The following is a 16,142-nucleotide window of genomic DNA, read 5'->3' as shown; positions in this document are numbered from 1 at the left end:
TAATGCATGCCTGTTAACTTATGTTTTGCAATAAATCGATGACATTAATCTTTGTCAGTATTGTGGCATTGTGATTACGCTTGAACAAGATAAAGGCGTGCATTTGAATAAAATTCAATCATGTAAAAATTTATTCTTAATATACCCAATCATAAAAGCAAAAATGCAGATACTGGCTCTGCATTTAATATTCATTGGTTACACCCCGTGGCGTTTTTATTAAGACAACTGCACAGTGAAAATGACATCTTTACCGGCGGTGACATAACCTTGAGGAGATTTATCTAAGCCTTTAATGTCTTCCATATTGGCCAGTACTACAGGGGTTAATAAGCTTTCTACTTGACCTTGTAAAAAAGCCAAGTCGAACGATAATATAGGATCGCCGGCTTTAACTTGTTGGCCTTCTTCCGCAAGGCGCTTAAAGCCATTACCGCGCAGCTCAACCGTCCCTACACCAAAATGGACAAACAATTCTAATCCTTGGGCAGATTCAATGCTAAATGCATGGTTGGTTTCAAAAATTTTACCAATCGTGCCGTCAATTGGCGCGACAATAAACTCACCCTCAGGATTAATGGCAATGCCATCACCTACAATTTTTTCAGCAAATACCACGTCGGGTACTTTCTCAATTGGTACAATTTGACCTGACACTGGCGCTAAAATAGCAATGCCGCCAGTGAGTTCAGTTTGACCTGATATTAGTCGTCGAATACGGCTTAAAAATCCCATTAGAACAAGCCTCTTATGATGTCGTTATCTTTATGGTTATAGTACACAGCGAACTGCATATCACTTTATACCTATTAGGTGCCAATGGTTAAGCTTTGCTCTATGCATAAGCTTTGGCGAATGTATGTTATTTTGTTGTTTCAGTATTGGGCTTTATATTATCTCAGTACTGTATATTACCCAGCAATACTTCAATCTTAGAGCCAAAGCGCACTAAACTAAGGCAATTGTTAAACTGATTTAATGTTAATTATCTAAGTTAAACTTTTTTATCGCTTCGTCAATGGCTGCATTGGTTTTTAGTTGTTTAACCAGTTGCGCATGTTGTAAAAATGTTTGGTAATTACCATTAATGACTCGGGATTTTACCGCTAATAGATTACTGGGGTTAATACTTAACTCATTTAATCCCATGCCCATCAATAAAGGTAAGACGTGCTCATTTCCTGCCAGTTCCCCACATAAACAGACCTTAACATTAGCCTCTTGACAGTCACTGATTGTCATGGCGATAAGCCTTATTACCGCAGGAGACAAAGTGGGGTAACTGCTTACAAGCTTAGGGTTAGTTCGGTCAGCGGCAAGGGTATATTGGGTTAAGTCGTTACTACCAATACTGACAAAATCTAAATACGGTAACATACTTGCTAATGCTAATACGGCAGCGGGTGTTTCAACCACTATGCCATATTCTACTGAGCCAAAGCGGGCGCCTTGTTCACGCAGTTGTTGTTTAGCTTGCTCAATTAATTCAAGCGCTTGTTGCAGCTCTTCAAGTTGACTCACCATTGGAAACATTAACCGAATTTGACCGTGACTAGCAGCCCGTAAAATAGCCTTAATTTGCACCATAAACATTTCTGGGTGCTGCAAACTATAACGAATACCTCTCACTCCTAAAGCGGGATTTTCTTCGGTGTGCTGATGTAAACAGGGGATCTCTTTATCTGCGCCGACATCAAATGTTCTAATCGATAACATTTGCCCACTGAGTGCGTGCATAGCCTCAGAATATAATTTGTATTGCTGATTTTCATCCGGTAACGCTTTAGCGTTCATCAATAAAAATTCAGTTCTAAACAGGCCAATACCCTCAGCACCTACCTGCATTAATGAGCTGATATCACTTAGGTTACCGACGTTAGCGCGTAATATAAGTGGATGGCTATCAAGGGTTTGACTCAGCATATCTTTGTAAGTCATTAGCGCTTGTTGTTGCTCAAGGTGATGAGCTTGTTTTAGCTGTAAAGAGGCTAATTCAGTCGGTATTGGATTGATATATAAAACACCACTCATGGCATCTAAAATCAGCGGTGATCCATCTGTAATATGACCATCTTGACTAGACCAAGGACAATTAAGTAATGCAGGAATACCGGCGGACCGAGCAAGAATGGCGGTATGGCTTGTTAAACCGCCAGACTCTAGCACTATCCCTTTAATAAACTCGAGTGGCAGCATAGCAAAATCAGCAGGGGTAAGATCGTCTGCTAATAAGATGGTATCTTGGCTCAGTTTGGATAAGTCGTGTTGGTTAGCACCCTGTAATATGGTTATTAGGCGCTGACCGAGCAACGAAATATCTTGACTACGATTAGCAAGATAAGGGTCTGCCATTTCTGCGATGACTTGCGCTTGATCATTAAAGGTTCTATCGATGGCAACAGCGGCACTGACGCGATATTGCACAATATGTTGTTGCATGTCAGTTAATAACTCATCATCTTCAAGTAGCAATATATCGGCATCGATAAGTTGAAAATTGTCACAACTTGGGCAAACACGTTGTTGGCAGTCTTGTAAGTATTTTATCAGTTTACTAATTGCAGTGTTTAACGACTTTTTTTCAGTTTCTATACTAGAAAGGGGTAACAAACGAAGATCAAGCGGTTGAGGCTGGGTGGTAATATTGAGCGCATGCCCAAAGGCGATACCTGTTGATACCACAATGCCATTAACTTGCATGATAACCTCTTAGCTTAAGGTGATAAGTAGTTCTGAAACCCTTTCAACGGCCTGTTGAGCTTGTTCGCCCTGGGCGATTACCGTGACTTCAACGCCTTGATATAAACCGAGTGTCTGTAATTTAAATAAGCTTTTAGCGCTAGCTTGCTTACCGTTGCATTCTACGATGACATCGCAATCGAAACTTTTTGCCTCTTTTACCAGTAATGCTGCCGGGCGAGTGTGGATCCCGTGTGGCGCTGTAATGGTCACCGTTTTTTGATACATACTGCTTGAACTCATATTAATGACGAAAATGAAAACGAATAACTATACCTTAATGCGACAGGGCATCAAAGTAAGCAATGTTATATTAGTTATTTGCGAGTTAAATCTTAAACTGTTTAAGGGTGTTATCCATTTTTTGGCTTATCTTTTCTAACTCATTCGCTTCATGTTCATTAGATTTATTTGCCGCAACCACTTGATGGGTTAAGCCTGAAATGGCATTTATATTAATATTAACCTCTTCAGTCACCATAGCTTGCTGCTCGGTTGCACTGGCAAGTTGGCTGGTCATGTCGTTGATGTTATCAACTAACGCGAGAATGCTTGCCATAGAGTCACTTGATTGACGTGCTTTTAATTGTAAGTCGTCAGACTGCTTAAGTGTTTGGCTATTACTTTGGCGTAAAGATTCAATACCTAGATGAATTTTAGATACAATTTGATTGATTTCATTGGTCGAGTCCTGGGTTCTGGTTGCCAGAGCCCTCACTTCATCTGCTACAACCGCAAAGCCACGCCCATGGCTACCCGCGCGTGCGGCTTCAATGGCGGCATTTAAAGCCAGTAAGTTAGTTTGGTCTGCAATCGCTTTAATCACATCTAAAATAGAGCTTATTTCATTGGATGCAAGGGATAAGCTTTCGCTGACTTGCACATTATGTTGTAGCTCATTGCCTAGCGCCTCACTTTGAACCACTGTCGATAACATCAATTGTTGACCATGTTTGGCCTCTACAGTCACTTTATTGGCATTTTCAGCGGTTTGTTGAGTGTTACGTGCCATATCTTGGGTTGTAGTTAACATCTCATGAATTGCAGCTGCAACACTTTGGGTTTCTTGATTCACATTTTGACTGCTCTGCTGTGAGGTGCTAACCGCCTTTAATAACTCGTTGGCATTGATATTGAGTTGATTGCATATTGGATTTAATTCTGCAACAACATTAGCAATTTTGACGACAAACAAGTTAAATGCTTTGGCTAATTCAGAGACTTCATCTTTACCATTTTCATCCAGTCGTTGACGTAAATCGCCTTCACCTGCGGCAATGTCCCGCATAGTTTTGATGGCGATATTGATAGGTTGGGTGATTGAATGATTAAGCAATAAGAAGAAGATAAAAATAGGCAAAGAAATCATCATCATAATGATTAAGTAGTCAATTATGATACTCTTGAGTGCTGTATTAATGCTGTCATTATCGGCATAAGAAAGTACATAATGTTGCTGTCGGTTATCATATTTTATTGATAATAAACGTGTTTGAGAGTGGCCATTTATAGTGAATGTAATTGACCCATTCGATAACCCCTGTCTTTTAGCTAAATCAAGCATTGCATTAAGACTCAAATTGCCATTGATATCGGTTATCTTGGTTATGTCGGCATTAGCAAAAAAAACATCAGTAGACGGTGATAATAGCTTTTTGTTGTTATCTAGCAGATAAATAGGATTTTGAGCTTGCTGATTAATAGCATCAAGAATGGCTACAATGGTTAAACTAGGGGTGTTTTGAGAGGCTAATTCCTCCACTGTTGCATTGAATTGGACAATATTACCCGCTAATTGATGATATTTTTCATTAACCAGATTGTCATATTGTTCTTTAACGGAAAAACTACCAAAACATACAGTACCGATTGCCGCAAGAATTAGCATGATAAATAGGCGTTTTAATATGGTTAACTGACGTAATGAAGCTATCATTTTTATCCTTAAAATTATAAACCCTAGAAGCCGTTGATTATAAAGATTAATTGACTTTACAGGAGTTTATTGTCGCAAAAATGTGAGGCAACATACATTTAATAGAAAAAATTTAAATAACAGCTATAATTTATTAATTTATTGTAAATCAATAGTTTAATTTGTTAAATGCAATGTTGACTCATATTTTATGCTAAAGAGTTGTTTTAATTTTGATTTTTTATCATTTTACCCGCAAGATTAGCTTAATTATAAAAATAAGGTGTATGCCATGAACGCTTCTCAAACCGTTAAAAACGACGATATTTTACTAAAACTGTGTCATTCAGTTTCCCATGTATTATCCAATACCACTGCAAGTAGTGTTATCCATGCTGGAATGGTGCAATCTATTTCTCGTACTCGTTTAAAGCCTGACTTAGGTTGTTTTTCTATTTTTGACGGCGGCTTTTCTGGTTTAGTGGTTATCAACTTCTCAGCTGATGCAGCGATTGAGATTTATCGTCGCTATATGATCAATATGGGTATGCCTGAAAATGAACTGGCTTTTTCTCATACCTCTGATGACGTTGCCAATGTGATGGGCGAGTTGATGAACCAAATGTTGGGGGATTTTATCAGCAAAGTGTCGAAAGAGTTACAAACCTCTATTAGCCAGAGCCAGCCTAAAATGCTGACGCTTAATAAAGAGCTTACTATTTCTGTTGATACCAATTTAGATAATGCAGTTGCCCGCCGTGTATCATTTAGAACACAGAATAATCATATATTTTATCTTGAGTTTGCAATGGATAAAACTGAGTTCATTCGTTCAAGGGATTTCGAAATGGATGAAGAGTTCGATCCTGATGCATTAATTGAAACCCATAGAAAGCAACATGATAAAACTGCAAGTGAGTCAGCCAACTCAATCGCAGTTAAAGACTCAGTGACAGATGAGGCAGATAGCTTGCTTGATGAGTTAGGAATATAAATAACCATTATTTCACTCATTAAATTAACAAGGTAGAACAGTAAAAATGGCATCTAAAGCAACCTCAATTGACATTGCCTATCGCGCTGGGGTATCTCAGTCAACGGTTTCTCGCGCGTTAAGAAATAGTCCTTTAGTTAATTTAGAAACCCGGCAACGCATACAAGCGATAGCTAAAGAATTAAATTATAAAGTGGATAAAAACGCCAGTAATCTTCGTACTCAAAATAGTCATACATTGGCGCTACTGATTTGTGAAGATCCCACTAATGATGATTCATTGATTAATCCGTTCTTTCTTTCTATGTTGGGTTCCATTACCCGGGCTACCGCCCGTCAGGGGTATGACTTACTGGTGTCATTTCAACAGCTTTCTAGTGACTGGCATGCGGACTATGAAGACAGTAATAAGGCCGATGGTATTATCTTGCTTGGTTATGGCGATTATATGGATTACGCCCACAAGCTAGAAAAACTGCTAGAGCAAAATACTCACTTTGTAATATGGGGCGCTGAACATAATAATAAATCTGTACTATCAATCGGGTGTGATAATCACCAAGGTGGGGTTATAGCCACAGCGCATATGCTGCAACAAGGTCGAAAACAAATTGCATTCTTAGGGGATTCCTCAAGCCGTAGCCCAGAATTTAGAGACCGTTACTTAGGCCACTGTGAAGCCCTAAAAAACCAAAATATTCCCCTTGATAAGCAATTACAATTTGATGCTATTAGCACTGAAAGCTCAGGCTTTGATGCTGCCAATGCCTTGCTGGACAAAGGGACTCAATTTGATGCTATTTTTGCAGCCAGTGATTTAATTGCAATTGGTGCTCTTAGGGCGTTAAAAAAACGCGGTGTTAACGTACCCGAAGATGTCGCTATTATTGGTTATGATGATATACCTGTGGCTAGTTTTGCCAATCCGCCACTAACCACCATTAAGCAAAACACCCAATTGGCGGGGGAGATTTTAGTGGACAGTGTACTCAAACTGATCCGCGGGCAAGAAGTGTCACCTATGTTAATTCCTACCAATCTAGTGGTGCGTCAATCTTGTGGTTCAACAATAGATTAATGGGTAAATATCATTAAGGTTGTAGTTGTTCTCAACCTTAATGATATTCCTAAATGAGCTTTTAATGCTTCTGCATCAGTTATCATTTAAGGATAAATAGATTCAATGCAAACGCCATCATATCGCCAGTTATTTAGACTACAAGCTTTCGGTTTTGCTGTACTCACAAGTGTCAGCAGTTTTCAAAGCATGGCTCAAGATTTAGAACCCCGTAGTTACACCAACATACCTATTGATATGCACTTTTTAGTAGCTGGCTATGGTCGCTCACAGGGCGGCTTATCACCTGCGCCAGAAGTGCCTATCGAAAAATCACAAATTGAAATTAATGCTGGCATTATCGGTTATGCCACTACATTTGATTTAGGTGGCAGTTCATCTAAGTTTGATGTGGTTGCCAGTCGTGTCTGTATGGCCGGTTCTGCGGTATTTCAAGGTGAGTATGTTGAAGCTGAACGCTGTGGTTATGCTGACCCCGTCCTTAAATTAACCTGGAATTTTTATGGCGCGCCAGCGTTAACTCGACAAGAGTTTGGTCAATACCAAGAAGGGCTAGTTATGGGAGTGAGTCTGCAAGTGACTGCACCTATTGGTGAATATGATCCCAGTAAATTAGTCAATATTGGGGCAAATCAATGGGTGTTTAGACCTGGTTTTGGTGTGTCTTTTCGGCAGGGAAACTGGTATTACGGTGCTAATACCACAGTGCGTTTATACAGTGACAACGATGAGTTTTATAATGGTGTAAATTTAGACAAAGCACCGCAATATTCTCTGCAAGGGCATGTAATCTACAGTTTAGCCAAAGGGCAGTGGTTGTCGCTGAGCGGCAATTATTTTATGGGTGGTGAAACCAGTAAAAATGGCATTCAGGCCAATGACGATCAAGATAACTCACGCTTTGGGCTAACTTATTCAATAGCACTAAATCAGCAGCATAGCTTAAAATTTTATGCCAATACCGGTGTTATCACCCGTATTGGTAATGATTTTGACTCATTTGGCGTACTCTGGCAGTACGCATTATAATTTTATTTTAGGGACATTTACTTACTATGGCCGGTGCAAGCTTACTGACATTACTAGATGATATTGCAACCATTTTAGATGACGTTGCTGCGATGAGTAAAGTCGCAGCACGTAAAACCGCAGGCGTGCTGGGCGACGATTTAGCATTAAACGCTCAGCAAGTGTCTGGGGTCGCGTCAGAACGTGAATTACCTGTCGTTTGGGCGGTAGCGTTAGGCTCTTTTCGCAACAAGTTAATATTAGTGCCGGCGGCGCTAGTAATTAGTGCCTTTATTCCTTGGGCTATTATGCCATTATTAATGTTTGGTGGATTATTCTTATGCTACGAAGGCTTTGAAAAATTACATCATTCTTATCAGCATAAGCCTTCACGGGATAAACCTTCTCAAAAATCGGATGCTGTCGAAGTTGAACGGAAATTGTCCAGAGATGTTGCTGACTTACAAACCTATGAAAAAGAAAAGATAAAAGGGGCAATTCGCACCGACTTTGTTCTTTCTGCAGAGATTATTGCTATTAGTTTAGGTGTGGTCGCTGAGTCTGATTTAATGAGTCAGTTTTTAACCTTATCGGTTATCGCGGTAGTGATGACAGTCGGCGTGTATGGTTTAGTCGCGGGTATTGTTAAAATTGACGACCTTGGTTTCTATTTGAATAAACGCCAAGGTGAAGGTTTTTTTAATTGCGTAGGGCGATACATTGGGCTTAAATTAATTATCGCCGCGCCATATTTAATGAAAATATTAACCGTGGTGGGCACAATTGCAATGTTTATGGTGGGCGGTGGTATTTTAACCCACGGTATTCATGTGGTTGGAGCCTATATTGAACATGCTGCTGTTTTGGTTGAGCAATTAGAATATGTTGGTAGCCTATTGAAAATGCTCACGCCAAGTATTCTAAATGCCTTGTTTGGTATTGTTGCAGGCGCGATAGCGTTAGCGATAATGAGTTTAATACAGAAGGTAAGGGCATAATTAGTGTTAGTGTTAGTGCCACCCGTTTTGTAACGGACATTATTAGCTAGTCGTAATAAAATTATTAATTTGGCATTAACAAAAAAGCATAGCGTGAGGCTGATAAAGTCTCACGCTATGCTTTGTTACTCATTTTAAAACCAATTTATGTCAATTGATTTTACCGAGTTAATTTACTTTCTAGGCTTCGACGGTGGCACTATTGCCACTGTCATTATCATTTAACGTTTTTGGGTTTGGACCATATTCATTATCTTCTTTACTATCGAAACAGAAAACAACGAGTAAGAATAATGCACCCAATAGCGGAATTAATGCGATTAATAGCCACCAGCCAGAATGATTTGTGTCATGTAAACGTCTAATGGCGACTGCAATACTTGGTATAAGCACCAGTAGGGTATAAATACCACTTAGCGTACCTAATCCCATAATTTCATTGTAGCTACCAATTCCCATGTCGACTAGCGATAACACAAAGCTAACGATGAAGTTGAATAAAGCAAACATCCAATATTCTTTACGGCGCGCACGGCCACTAAATACAAAATACTTTTTTAAAACTGTTAAATACCATTCCATTGTTTTTTCCTAATCCCAATTTTTTATAATGCAAAATTTGCACATGCTTTTGTAACAATTTTACCGTCAGTTAACAAGTAAAAACCTATAAAAATACCGTAACATCTTTCAATGTCACGGTATTAAGCTGTTAAATTATCTGGATATTAATAATAACTTAAGTTGATATAGTTGGTGTTTATTGGCTTAACTGTTCAGTGACTATAGGATAGTGATCCCATACATTTTCATCTGTTATTGAACGAACCAATTTAACGTATTCAGCATGTGTCCACGCAAGTGGGGTGGCTGAGTTTGTGCCTTGGCCCATTTTGTATTTATAGCGAGTGGCATTGCCCACACCATCCCAAGCTTGTTCTGGCAGCATTAACCCTTCATTAGCAAACGTTTCCATCCCCTGCACATAAGTTTGGATAAGTTGCGATTTAGTGTTTGGGTTAAGCGTGCCAGATGCTTTAGCCAGTGCTAATTCATAGTGGCCGCGCTCACCGGTAAAGAATGGCCAGACTCGTCCACGTTGCTGTTCAGTATTGCCCTTTTCGGCATAACTTAATCCGGTGACAATATCTTCACCATAGCCATCGTTACCATAGCGGCGATAACCTGGCACAGTGCTGCCATCTTTGGCGGTAAATTCATATTTTACCCTCAGGTTATCGTCTAATTTGGTGTTATCAATCAGAAACACGCTGTTCTTAATTATTGGGTCATGAGCGTTTTTAACTCCATAACGCACAAGTTCTAAAAATCCACCGTCTAAAATGGTACGTTGATCAACGCCTGTTTTACCGTTGTTATCAAGCAGTTTGTCTGCAGTGTTAGGGGTGCCATTAGGGCTAATGCGGACATAGTAAGGGGCAACTTCAGCGTGCTGGTTTATAGCAAAATCACCTGTATTTGCCACCATAGTGGTTTCTAATTCAGCAGCTAACTTGCGCGCTGCACTTAAGTATTGAGCGCTTTTTTCATCTTTAGCTAGCACGGCTAACTCGCTTGCCGCAACTAAGCCTGCAATTACTGCAGCAGTGGTCGACGGAGAGTATCCTGCTTGTTCTTCCCAGCGCTCTTGTTGAGTGCTTGGCGGGGTAATTTCAGTCTCATTCCAATCTAATTTAACTTTGCCACCTGTGATTAGAAAATCCGCTGCAGGTTTAAGCATGTCATGATACCACTTCACCGTTTCTGCATCGGTTAATACACCCGCTTGCCACAGTTTCCAACCTAACATAATAGGCATGGCGGTTTGATCTAGCTGTACACCTACCCATTCAATTTCGCCATCAACATGGGTTTTTTGTAAAAACCAGCCGGGCGTTCCCTCATAACCAGGTGTTTGAGCGGTTACTTGGACTTTTTTCAAATACTCAAATGCGACTTTAGGCGTTTGCGTATCGCCCATGGCTAAGAATGCCATTGCACATTGATAGAAATCACGCGGCCATACCGCTTTATAACCCGTGCTGCCGACTTTAGCTGAAACGGTATCACCCCAAGGGTTAGACAGTGAGGCAATTAAGGCACCCGCATGGGTTTTATCTTCCTGCGCTTTTAGCACTAATGCACTGGTGTAAAGTAACTTGCCACTATCAGCAGTGTTAGTCGACATATTATTAAGGGGTGTTAGCGAGGCTAAATAGTCTTTCCAGCCAATATGTTTATCATCACCAAGATAGGCGCTTAATACAGCGTCATAACCGGTTTCAAGGGTGGTGTTAGCATTGTTTAGGCTAGATTCTTTATTGTGACCAAAACCTATAGCAAAGTTGACCGTATAGCTGTTGCTATTAAGGGTAGGGTATTGCGCCGTTAATGCGACATTTCCTACGGTTGACTTGTCTTTACTGGTACTTTGATACAGCTTATCAAGCTGGCTATTATCGGCTAGGTCGACTAAACCGTCTGAGGTGCCAACAAAACCCACGCTGGCTTTGACGTAATCAATATCGGATTTAATGGTTAATACCGATGAATTATCAGCACTGGTATAAGCCACCAAGGCATCATTTTCAATACTGGCAATATCATTTGCGCCGCTATTGTCTATATGTGGGTTAGCATAAAGATAAGGCGTGATACCATCTTCAAATGCGGTAAAAACCACCTTCATCATTAAGCTGTCGCGGGTTGGATCGGTGAAAATATGTTTTTCAATCTTGTATTTATCGTCTTTATCCGTGTTAACAATTTTATAGGCCAAAGATAATGGTCGACCTTGGTCGTCGGTATGCAGATATTCAATAGTACTGTTGGTATTCTCTTTTTCAGTATCAACAAAACCATTACCGACAATCACAAATTGCAATTCTTTTAACTGTGCATTGTGGATCATGCCGTACATGGTTTCAGTTAAAATACCCTGGGCGACTGAGAACCACACTTTACTGACAGGGTTAGCTTCGCTGTCAACATACTGGCCATTGGAATAAGGCTCATAGGAAGTGCCAATACCGGTTTTTCCTGAAAATGCCCACACAGGATCCGCACCCGGAGCGCCAGGTGCAATATGAGTCACTGTGCTAGCGATAGGCTCATCTATTGGTGCCGTTGTGCTATCTGAACAGGCGCTTAAACTAAGTAGCGCAAGGCTAATTGCGCTGGCGATTGCTGACTGTTTGATAAGTGAATCAATTTTTGACATTGAGTTCCCCAATTTCTTATTGTTAATTATGTGTATCAACTATTTTTATAGTCGCTATGAAGGCACTTGTTTGAAATGTTTAGCCTTTATAAAAAGGTGACTGATTGTTTATTAATTACTTATTATTGAGTGTGTTTGTTTTGATCAACAAATAGCACGGCTATGCCTGAAATCATCATAAACACCCCGCCTAATACCACGGCATATATTGGCTGACCATCAAAGAATACTTTCAGTAATAATCCTAAAATACTGGCTGCTAACAGTTGGGGGATCACGATGAAAAAGTTAAAAATGCCCATATATACACCCATTTTTTTCGGTGGAATAACCCCCGATAACATGGCGTACGGCACAGATAAAATAGAAGCCCAGGCGAAACCTACACCTATCATCGGGATCCACAATTGAGTCGGGTCTTTAATAAAGTAAAAACTGATTAAGCCAATGCCGCCTAAAAACATATTGATAGTGTGAGTAAACTTAATGCCGACAGCTTTGGCTAAAAAAGGAATAATGATTGCCGCAATGGCAGCAAAGCCATTGTATGAAGCGAATAACATGCCGACCCAATCAGCGCCGTCATTATAGGCTTGGGTAACCACGTCAGTAGAACCATAATGATATGAGGTGACCGCGGCTGTGGTATAAATCCACATGGCGAATAGGGCAAACCAGGCAAAAAACTGTACTACAGCCAGTTGTCGCATCGCTTTTGGCATGTGGAATAAGTCGTCAACCACGTTAAACACTAATCCCAGAGAGCTGCGTGCTTGTTGGTTTTTGTTTGCCAGTTTTATTGAACAAATTAGCTGCAAAGGACCAAAAGCAAAAATGCCTAAGCTTAAGATATAAAGCTGCTTATCGAGATTTTGAGCAATAATGATGGCAGTAAATAACGCCCCAATCGCCATCCAAATCATTGCGCCATTTCGGTACTGGCTGACGCTGCGCTGGTTTTCCACTAGCGGTTGCTGTTGATCTGTTTCTTGCTGATGAAAACGTGCTAATTCTTCAGGCGAGTATTCTTTACTGGAAACTATGGTCCAACCGACAGCAAGAAATAATACCGCACCACCGAAGTAGAAGGCATAGCGAACTGAGTCGGCTATTTCACCGGCAGGTGCGGTATTGGCGACATCAAAATAATTAGTCAAAATATAGGGTAATGCTGATGCGATTACCGCGCCGACACCAATAAAAAAGCTTTGCATTGCATAGCCCTGGGTGCGTTGCTTTTGCGGTAAATTATCGCCCACAAAAGCCCGAAATGGTTCCATGGCGATGTTAATTGAAGCATCCATAATCCATAACATCCCAGCCGCGACCCATAAAGCAGGTGAGTGCGGCATGATGAATAATGACAGTGTGGTAAAAATGGCACCGAATAAGAAATAAGGACGACGGCGACCTAAAAAGTTCCAGGTATTATCACTTAAGTAACCAATAATGGGTTGAACGATTAATCCGGTGAGCGGCGCAGCAATCCATAAAATAGGAATGTCGTCTATCTCAGCGCCTAAGGTTTGAAATATTCGGCTGACATTAGCATTTTGCAGGGCAAAGCCAAATTGAATGCCAAGAAAGCCAAAACACATGTTAAATATTTGCCAAAAATTGAGCTGAGGCTGAACTTGTTTATTAAGCTCTTGCGGAGCATGGTTATTTGCCGACATTTTTTATCCTTATTATGGGTAGGCGGTAGTTCAGTCGTTAGATAAAAAAAAGCGAATACACATCTCCCTAAGACGGGTATTCGCCAATGACCTAATATCCTTATTCAGCAAACAAAACGCTAAACAAAGTTAATCGAGGTACTCCAAAGCCGATACTTGCCATAGTATGGTCAGTATCAGAAACGACCTAGCCTTCTTCATCTCCACAAGCGAGAGCGAATTTAGCAGGTTTTATAGTAGCCTTGCACTCAGGATTTGCACAACTGAATACATACGTATTCATCAATTATAAGCAACTTAAGTGACACATCCTGGTTACATTTTTAAGTTGCAGTCTGTATTTATATATTAAGTAAGTCTATGTTATCTGATTAATTTAAATCTAATCGCTGTGCCGCCACTGGCGGCCATCGTTAACGTCAGCGTGTCTTTGGCTGAAACCACTTTTTGCTCAATAACATAGTCGTATGGGTTAGTTAACCAATCAGCCTTGTCACCATCACGATAAATTTGTGCCTGGTATTGCGAATTTGAAGTTAAAAAGTCTAAAGCAATATCAACACTGCGCGGTGTTTCATCGGTTAATCCACCGACAAACCAATCATCACTTTTACGTGATTTACGTGCAAAAACAACAAAGTCACCCACTTCACCGGCAAGGGCTTTTGATTCGCTCCAATCGGTTGGCACATCTAAAATAAATTGAAATGCATCTAAACGCTCAACATAGTTGCGCGGTAAATCTGCTGCCATTTGAATGGGACTATAAAGCACTACATAAAGCGCAAGCTGCTTCATTAAGGTTGTTTGTACCCGATTAACGGCATCTAACCCCTGGGGTGCTAGATTGAATATGCCTGGGGTAAAATCCATTGGGCCAGACAACATACGGGTGTAAGGTAAAATGGCAGTATGTTCGGGGTTATTAGGTGGCGAGCCCCATGCATTAAATTCTTGGCCTCTAGCGCCTTCTCGGGCTATCCAGTTTGGATAAGTGCGACGAAGACCAGTGTCTTTAATCGGCTCATGGGTATTTATGCTAATGCCCCGTTTAGCCGCTTCGGTGACACTGTGCAGATATTCATTAACCATAAACTGGCCATCGTGCCATTCATGGCGGGTAATACCGTGTTCATCAACCCGTTTAATATCACCACCATCGGCAACATAACCGGTTTTAATTTGCGTTACGCCATGCTTTTTATACAAGTCATAGGCATCGCTCATTTGCTTACGGTAATTAGTGACTGAGCCTGAGGTTTCATGGTGGCCAATTAAGCGCACATTTTTACTTTTGCCATATTGGCTAATCGCATCAAGGTCAAAATCAGCATAAGACTGAGTAAAACTGAACACATCGCCGTTATCGAACCAACTGCCGTCCCAGCCTTCATTCCAGCCTTCAACCAATACGCCATCAAAACCATACTTGGCGGCAAAGTCCATGTATCGCTTAGTTTCACTGGTGGTCGCGCCATGTTTAGGCCCGCTGCCCCAGGTGTTTTCATTTAAGTGCATACCCCACCAAATACCCACGTATTTACCCGGTTGCACCCATGACACATCACCGAGTTTATTCGGCTCGTTAAGATTAAGGATAATATCTGAGTTAAGCAGTCCTGGGGCATCTTTAGCAATTTGAATAGTACGCCAGGGTGTTGAAAAACCTGGCTGGGTTTTAACCCTAATACCGTCGGACCATGGGGTTAAATCTGTGCGTAAAATACCATCACGACCTTGATTAAGGACCATAGCCGCATAGTCGGTGAGGGCAGCTTCATGAATGCTTAAATGCACGCCATCAGCCGTTCTAAACGTCATTGGTGTGTGGGCTATATCGATTTTATCAAGCGAGGTTGTTCGGTATAAATACTCGTAACGGTTCCAGCCACGACCGGGGATCCACCATGCGGTAGTGAGTTGCGGATCGGGTATGGCAAATTCAGTTAATTCGTCAGTCATATCCAGCTTGGGTGTTTTAGCCAGTCCAGCTTGTTTTGGCACTAAGTAGCGAAAACCAATACCGTCGTTAAAGGCCTTAAATTCAACATCAAAGTCGACTTTGCCATTACTGAGCGTCGCGACAATACGATTGTAATGGTCACGCACATTTTCACGCTCGCCCCAAGGTAGCTGCCAGGTTTGATCAACGCTGTTACTTTTAACCTCTTTAATGCTGAAATCCACGCCAAACTCACCCAACTGCTGGAATACCAAGCCCAGTTTGCTTGGGTTAACCACGGTGTTACCGTTAAATTTAACCTGATATTCAGGACGACCATTGTCGTCGGTCAAACTGACTGAAATGTGTTTGTCAGGGGAGACGACGTTTACGGTTTTAGCTTGCGCCATGTTTGGAATGGCCAAGCTAAGTAGTGAGACAGCATAGGACATAGCAACTAAGTTAGGTGTTAAGCCTAACTTAGTTGCTATGCCAGCGGGGCGAATTGTCGTGGTTGATGCCGTAAAATGAGCTGAGCGGGTTGATCTAGTTGAGTCAGCGCGCGCCATACA

General features: G+C 41.0%; 12 protein-coding genes. 4 read left to right on the top strand and 8 right to left on the bottom strand.

The features are described from left to right. Positions 1-219 precede the first annotated feature (219 nt). From crr to FJ709_RS10845, 4 genes are all read right to left on the bottom strand, one after another. Complete coding sequence (gene crr / locus FJ709_RS10860) at positions 220-735, bottom strand: PTS glucose transporter subunit IIA (protein ID WP_226410080.1); 516 nt, start codon at positions 733-735, stop codon at positions 220-222. 246 nt (positions 736-981) lie between these two features. Then, a complete protein-coding gene (gene ptsP / locus FJ709_RS10855) occupies positions 982-2,700 on the bottom strand; it encodes a phosphoenolpyruvate--protein phosphotransferase (protein WP_226410079.1) in 1,719 nt (572 codons plus the stop codon). A 9-nt stretch (positions 2,701-2,709) separates the two neighbouring features. Beyond that, positions 2,710-2,967 (bottom strand): HPr family phosphocarrier protein, encoded by a 258-nt coding sequence (locus FJ709_RS10850; RefSeq protein WP_226410078.1) that lies wholly within the window; start codon positions 2,965-2,967, stop codon positions 2,710-2,712. A 100-nt stretch (positions 2,968-3,067) separates the two neighbouring features. Further along, positions 3,068-4,675: a methyl-accepting chemotaxis protein gene (locus FJ709_RS10845; RefSeq protein ID WP_226410077.1), complete on the bottom strand. Its 1,608-nt coding sequence runs from the start codon at positions 4,673-4,675 to the stop codon at positions 3,068-3,070. 271 nt (positions 4,676-4,946) lie between these two features. On the opposite strand from FJ709_RS10845, the gene FJ709_RS10840 reads away from it, so the two are divergent. From FJ709_RS10840 to FJ709_RS10825, 4 genes are all read left to right on the top strand, one after another. Then, complete coding sequence (locus tag FJ709_RS10840; RefSeq protein ID WP_226410076.1) at positions 4,947-5,648, top strand: DUF3334 family protein; 702 nt, start codon at positions 4,947-4,949, stop codon at positions 5,646-5,648. A gap of 46 nt (positions 5,649-5,694) precedes the next feature. Beyond that, positions 5,695-6,726: a LacI family DNA-binding transcriptional regulator gene (locus FJ709_RS10835; protein WP_226410075.1), complete on the top strand. Its 1,032-nt coding sequence runs from the start codon at positions 5,695-5,697 to the stop codon at positions 6,724-6,726. A 105-nt stretch (positions 6,727-6,831) separates the two neighbouring features. Beyond that, positions 6,832-7,755, top strand: a complete 924-nt coding sequence (locus tag FJ709_RS10830) for a transporter (protein ID WP_226410074.1) — start codon at positions 6,832-6,834, stop codon at positions 7,753-7,755. Positions 7,756-7,781: 26 nt separating this feature from the next. Continuing rightward, entirely contained in the window at positions 7,782-8,732 is a 951-nt protein-coding gene (locus FJ709_RS10825) for a DUF808 domain-containing protein (RefSeq protein WP_226410073.1), read from the top strand. 180 nt (positions 8,733-8,912) lie between these two features. On the opposite strand, the gene FJ709_RS10820 is transcribed toward FJ709_RS10825, so the two are convergent. The 4 genes from FJ709_RS10820 to FJ709_RS10805 form a co-directional block, all read right to left on the bottom strand. Next, positions 8,913-9,314, bottom strand: a complete 402-nt coding sequence (locus tag FJ709_RS10820; protein ID WP_226410072.1) for a DUF805 domain-containing protein — start codon at positions 9,312-9,314, stop codon at positions 8,913-8,915. Positions 9,315-9,492: 178 nt separating this feature from the next. Further along, the gene (locus tag FJ709_RS10815) at positions 9,493-11,952 is read right to left on the bottom strand and encodes a glycoside hydrolase family 15 protein (RefSeq protein ID WP_226410071.1); all 2,460 of its coding nucleotides are present in this window, start codon (positions 11,950-11,952) and stop codon (positions 9,493-9,495) included. A gap of 122 nt (positions 11,953-12,074) precedes the next feature. Then, entirely contained in the window at positions 12,075-13,628 is a 1,554-nt protein-coding gene (locus FJ709_RS10810; RefSeq protein ID WP_226410070.1) for an MFS transporter, read from the bottom strand. 363 nt (positions 13,629-13,991) lie between these two features. Beyond that, positions 13,992-16,022, bottom strand: a complete 2,031-nt coding sequence (locus tag FJ709_RS10805; protein WP_226415939.1) for a glycoside hydrolase family 97 protein — start codon at positions 16,020-16,022, stop codon at positions 13,992-13,994. Between the last annotated feature and the right edge of the window lie 120 nt (positions 16,023-16,142).

Source organism: Shewanella glacialimarina (genome assembly GCF_020511155.1).
Taxonomy (GTDB): domain Bacteria; phylum Pseudomonadota; class Gammaproteobacteria; order Enterobacterales; family Shewanellaceae; genus Shewanella; species Shewanella glacialimarina.
The sequence above is the reverse complement of the archived record's forward strand: the minus strand, read 5'-3'. Positions and strand labels throughout refer to the sequence as shown.

Coding starts and splice junctions, on each gene's coding strand:
- crr (WP_226410080.1), bottom strand. CDS start 735: ATGGGATTTTTAAGCCGTATTCGACGACTAATATCAGGTCAAACTGAA.
- ptsP (WP_226410079.1), bottom strand. CDS start 2,700: ATGCAAGTTAATGGCATTGTGGTATCAACAGGTATCGCCTTTGGGCAT.
- FJ709_RS10850 (WP_226410078.1), bottom strand. CDS start 2,967: ATGTATCAAAAAACGGTGACCATTACAGCGCCACACGGGATCCACACT.
- FJ709_RS10845 (WP_226410077.1), bottom strand. CDS start 4,675: ATGATAGCTTCATTACGTCAGTTAACCATATTAAAACGCCTATTTATC.
- FJ709_RS10840 (WP_226410076.1), top strand. CDS start 4,947: ATGAACGCTTCTCAAACCGTTAAAAACGACGATATTTTACTAAAACTG.
- FJ709_RS10835 (WP_226410075.1), top strand. CDS start 5,695: ATGGCATCTAAAGCAACCTCAATTGACATTGCCTATCGCGCTGGGGTA.
- FJ709_RS10830 (WP_226410074.1), top strand. CDS start 6,832: ATGCAAACGCCATCATATCGCCAGTTATTTAGACTACAAGCTTTCGGT.
- FJ709_RS10825 (WP_226410073.1), top strand. CDS start 7,782: ATGGCCGGTGCAAGCTTACTGACATTACTAGATGATATTGCAACCATT.
- FJ709_RS10820 (WP_226410072.1), bottom strand. CDS start 9,314: ATGGAATGGTATTTAACAGTTTTAAAAAAGTATTTTGTATTTAGTGGC.
- FJ709_RS10815 (WP_226410071.1), bottom strand. CDS start 11,952: ATGTCAAAAATTGATTCACTTATCAAACAGTCAGCAATCGCCAGCGCA.
- FJ709_RS10810 (WP_226410070.1), bottom strand. CDS start 13,628: ATGTCGGCAAATAACCATGCTCCGCAAGAGCTTAATAAACAAGTTCAG.
- FJ709_RS10805 (WP_226415939.1), bottom strand. CDS start 16,022: ATGTCCTATGCTGTCTCACTACTTAGCTTGGCCATTCCAAACATGGCG.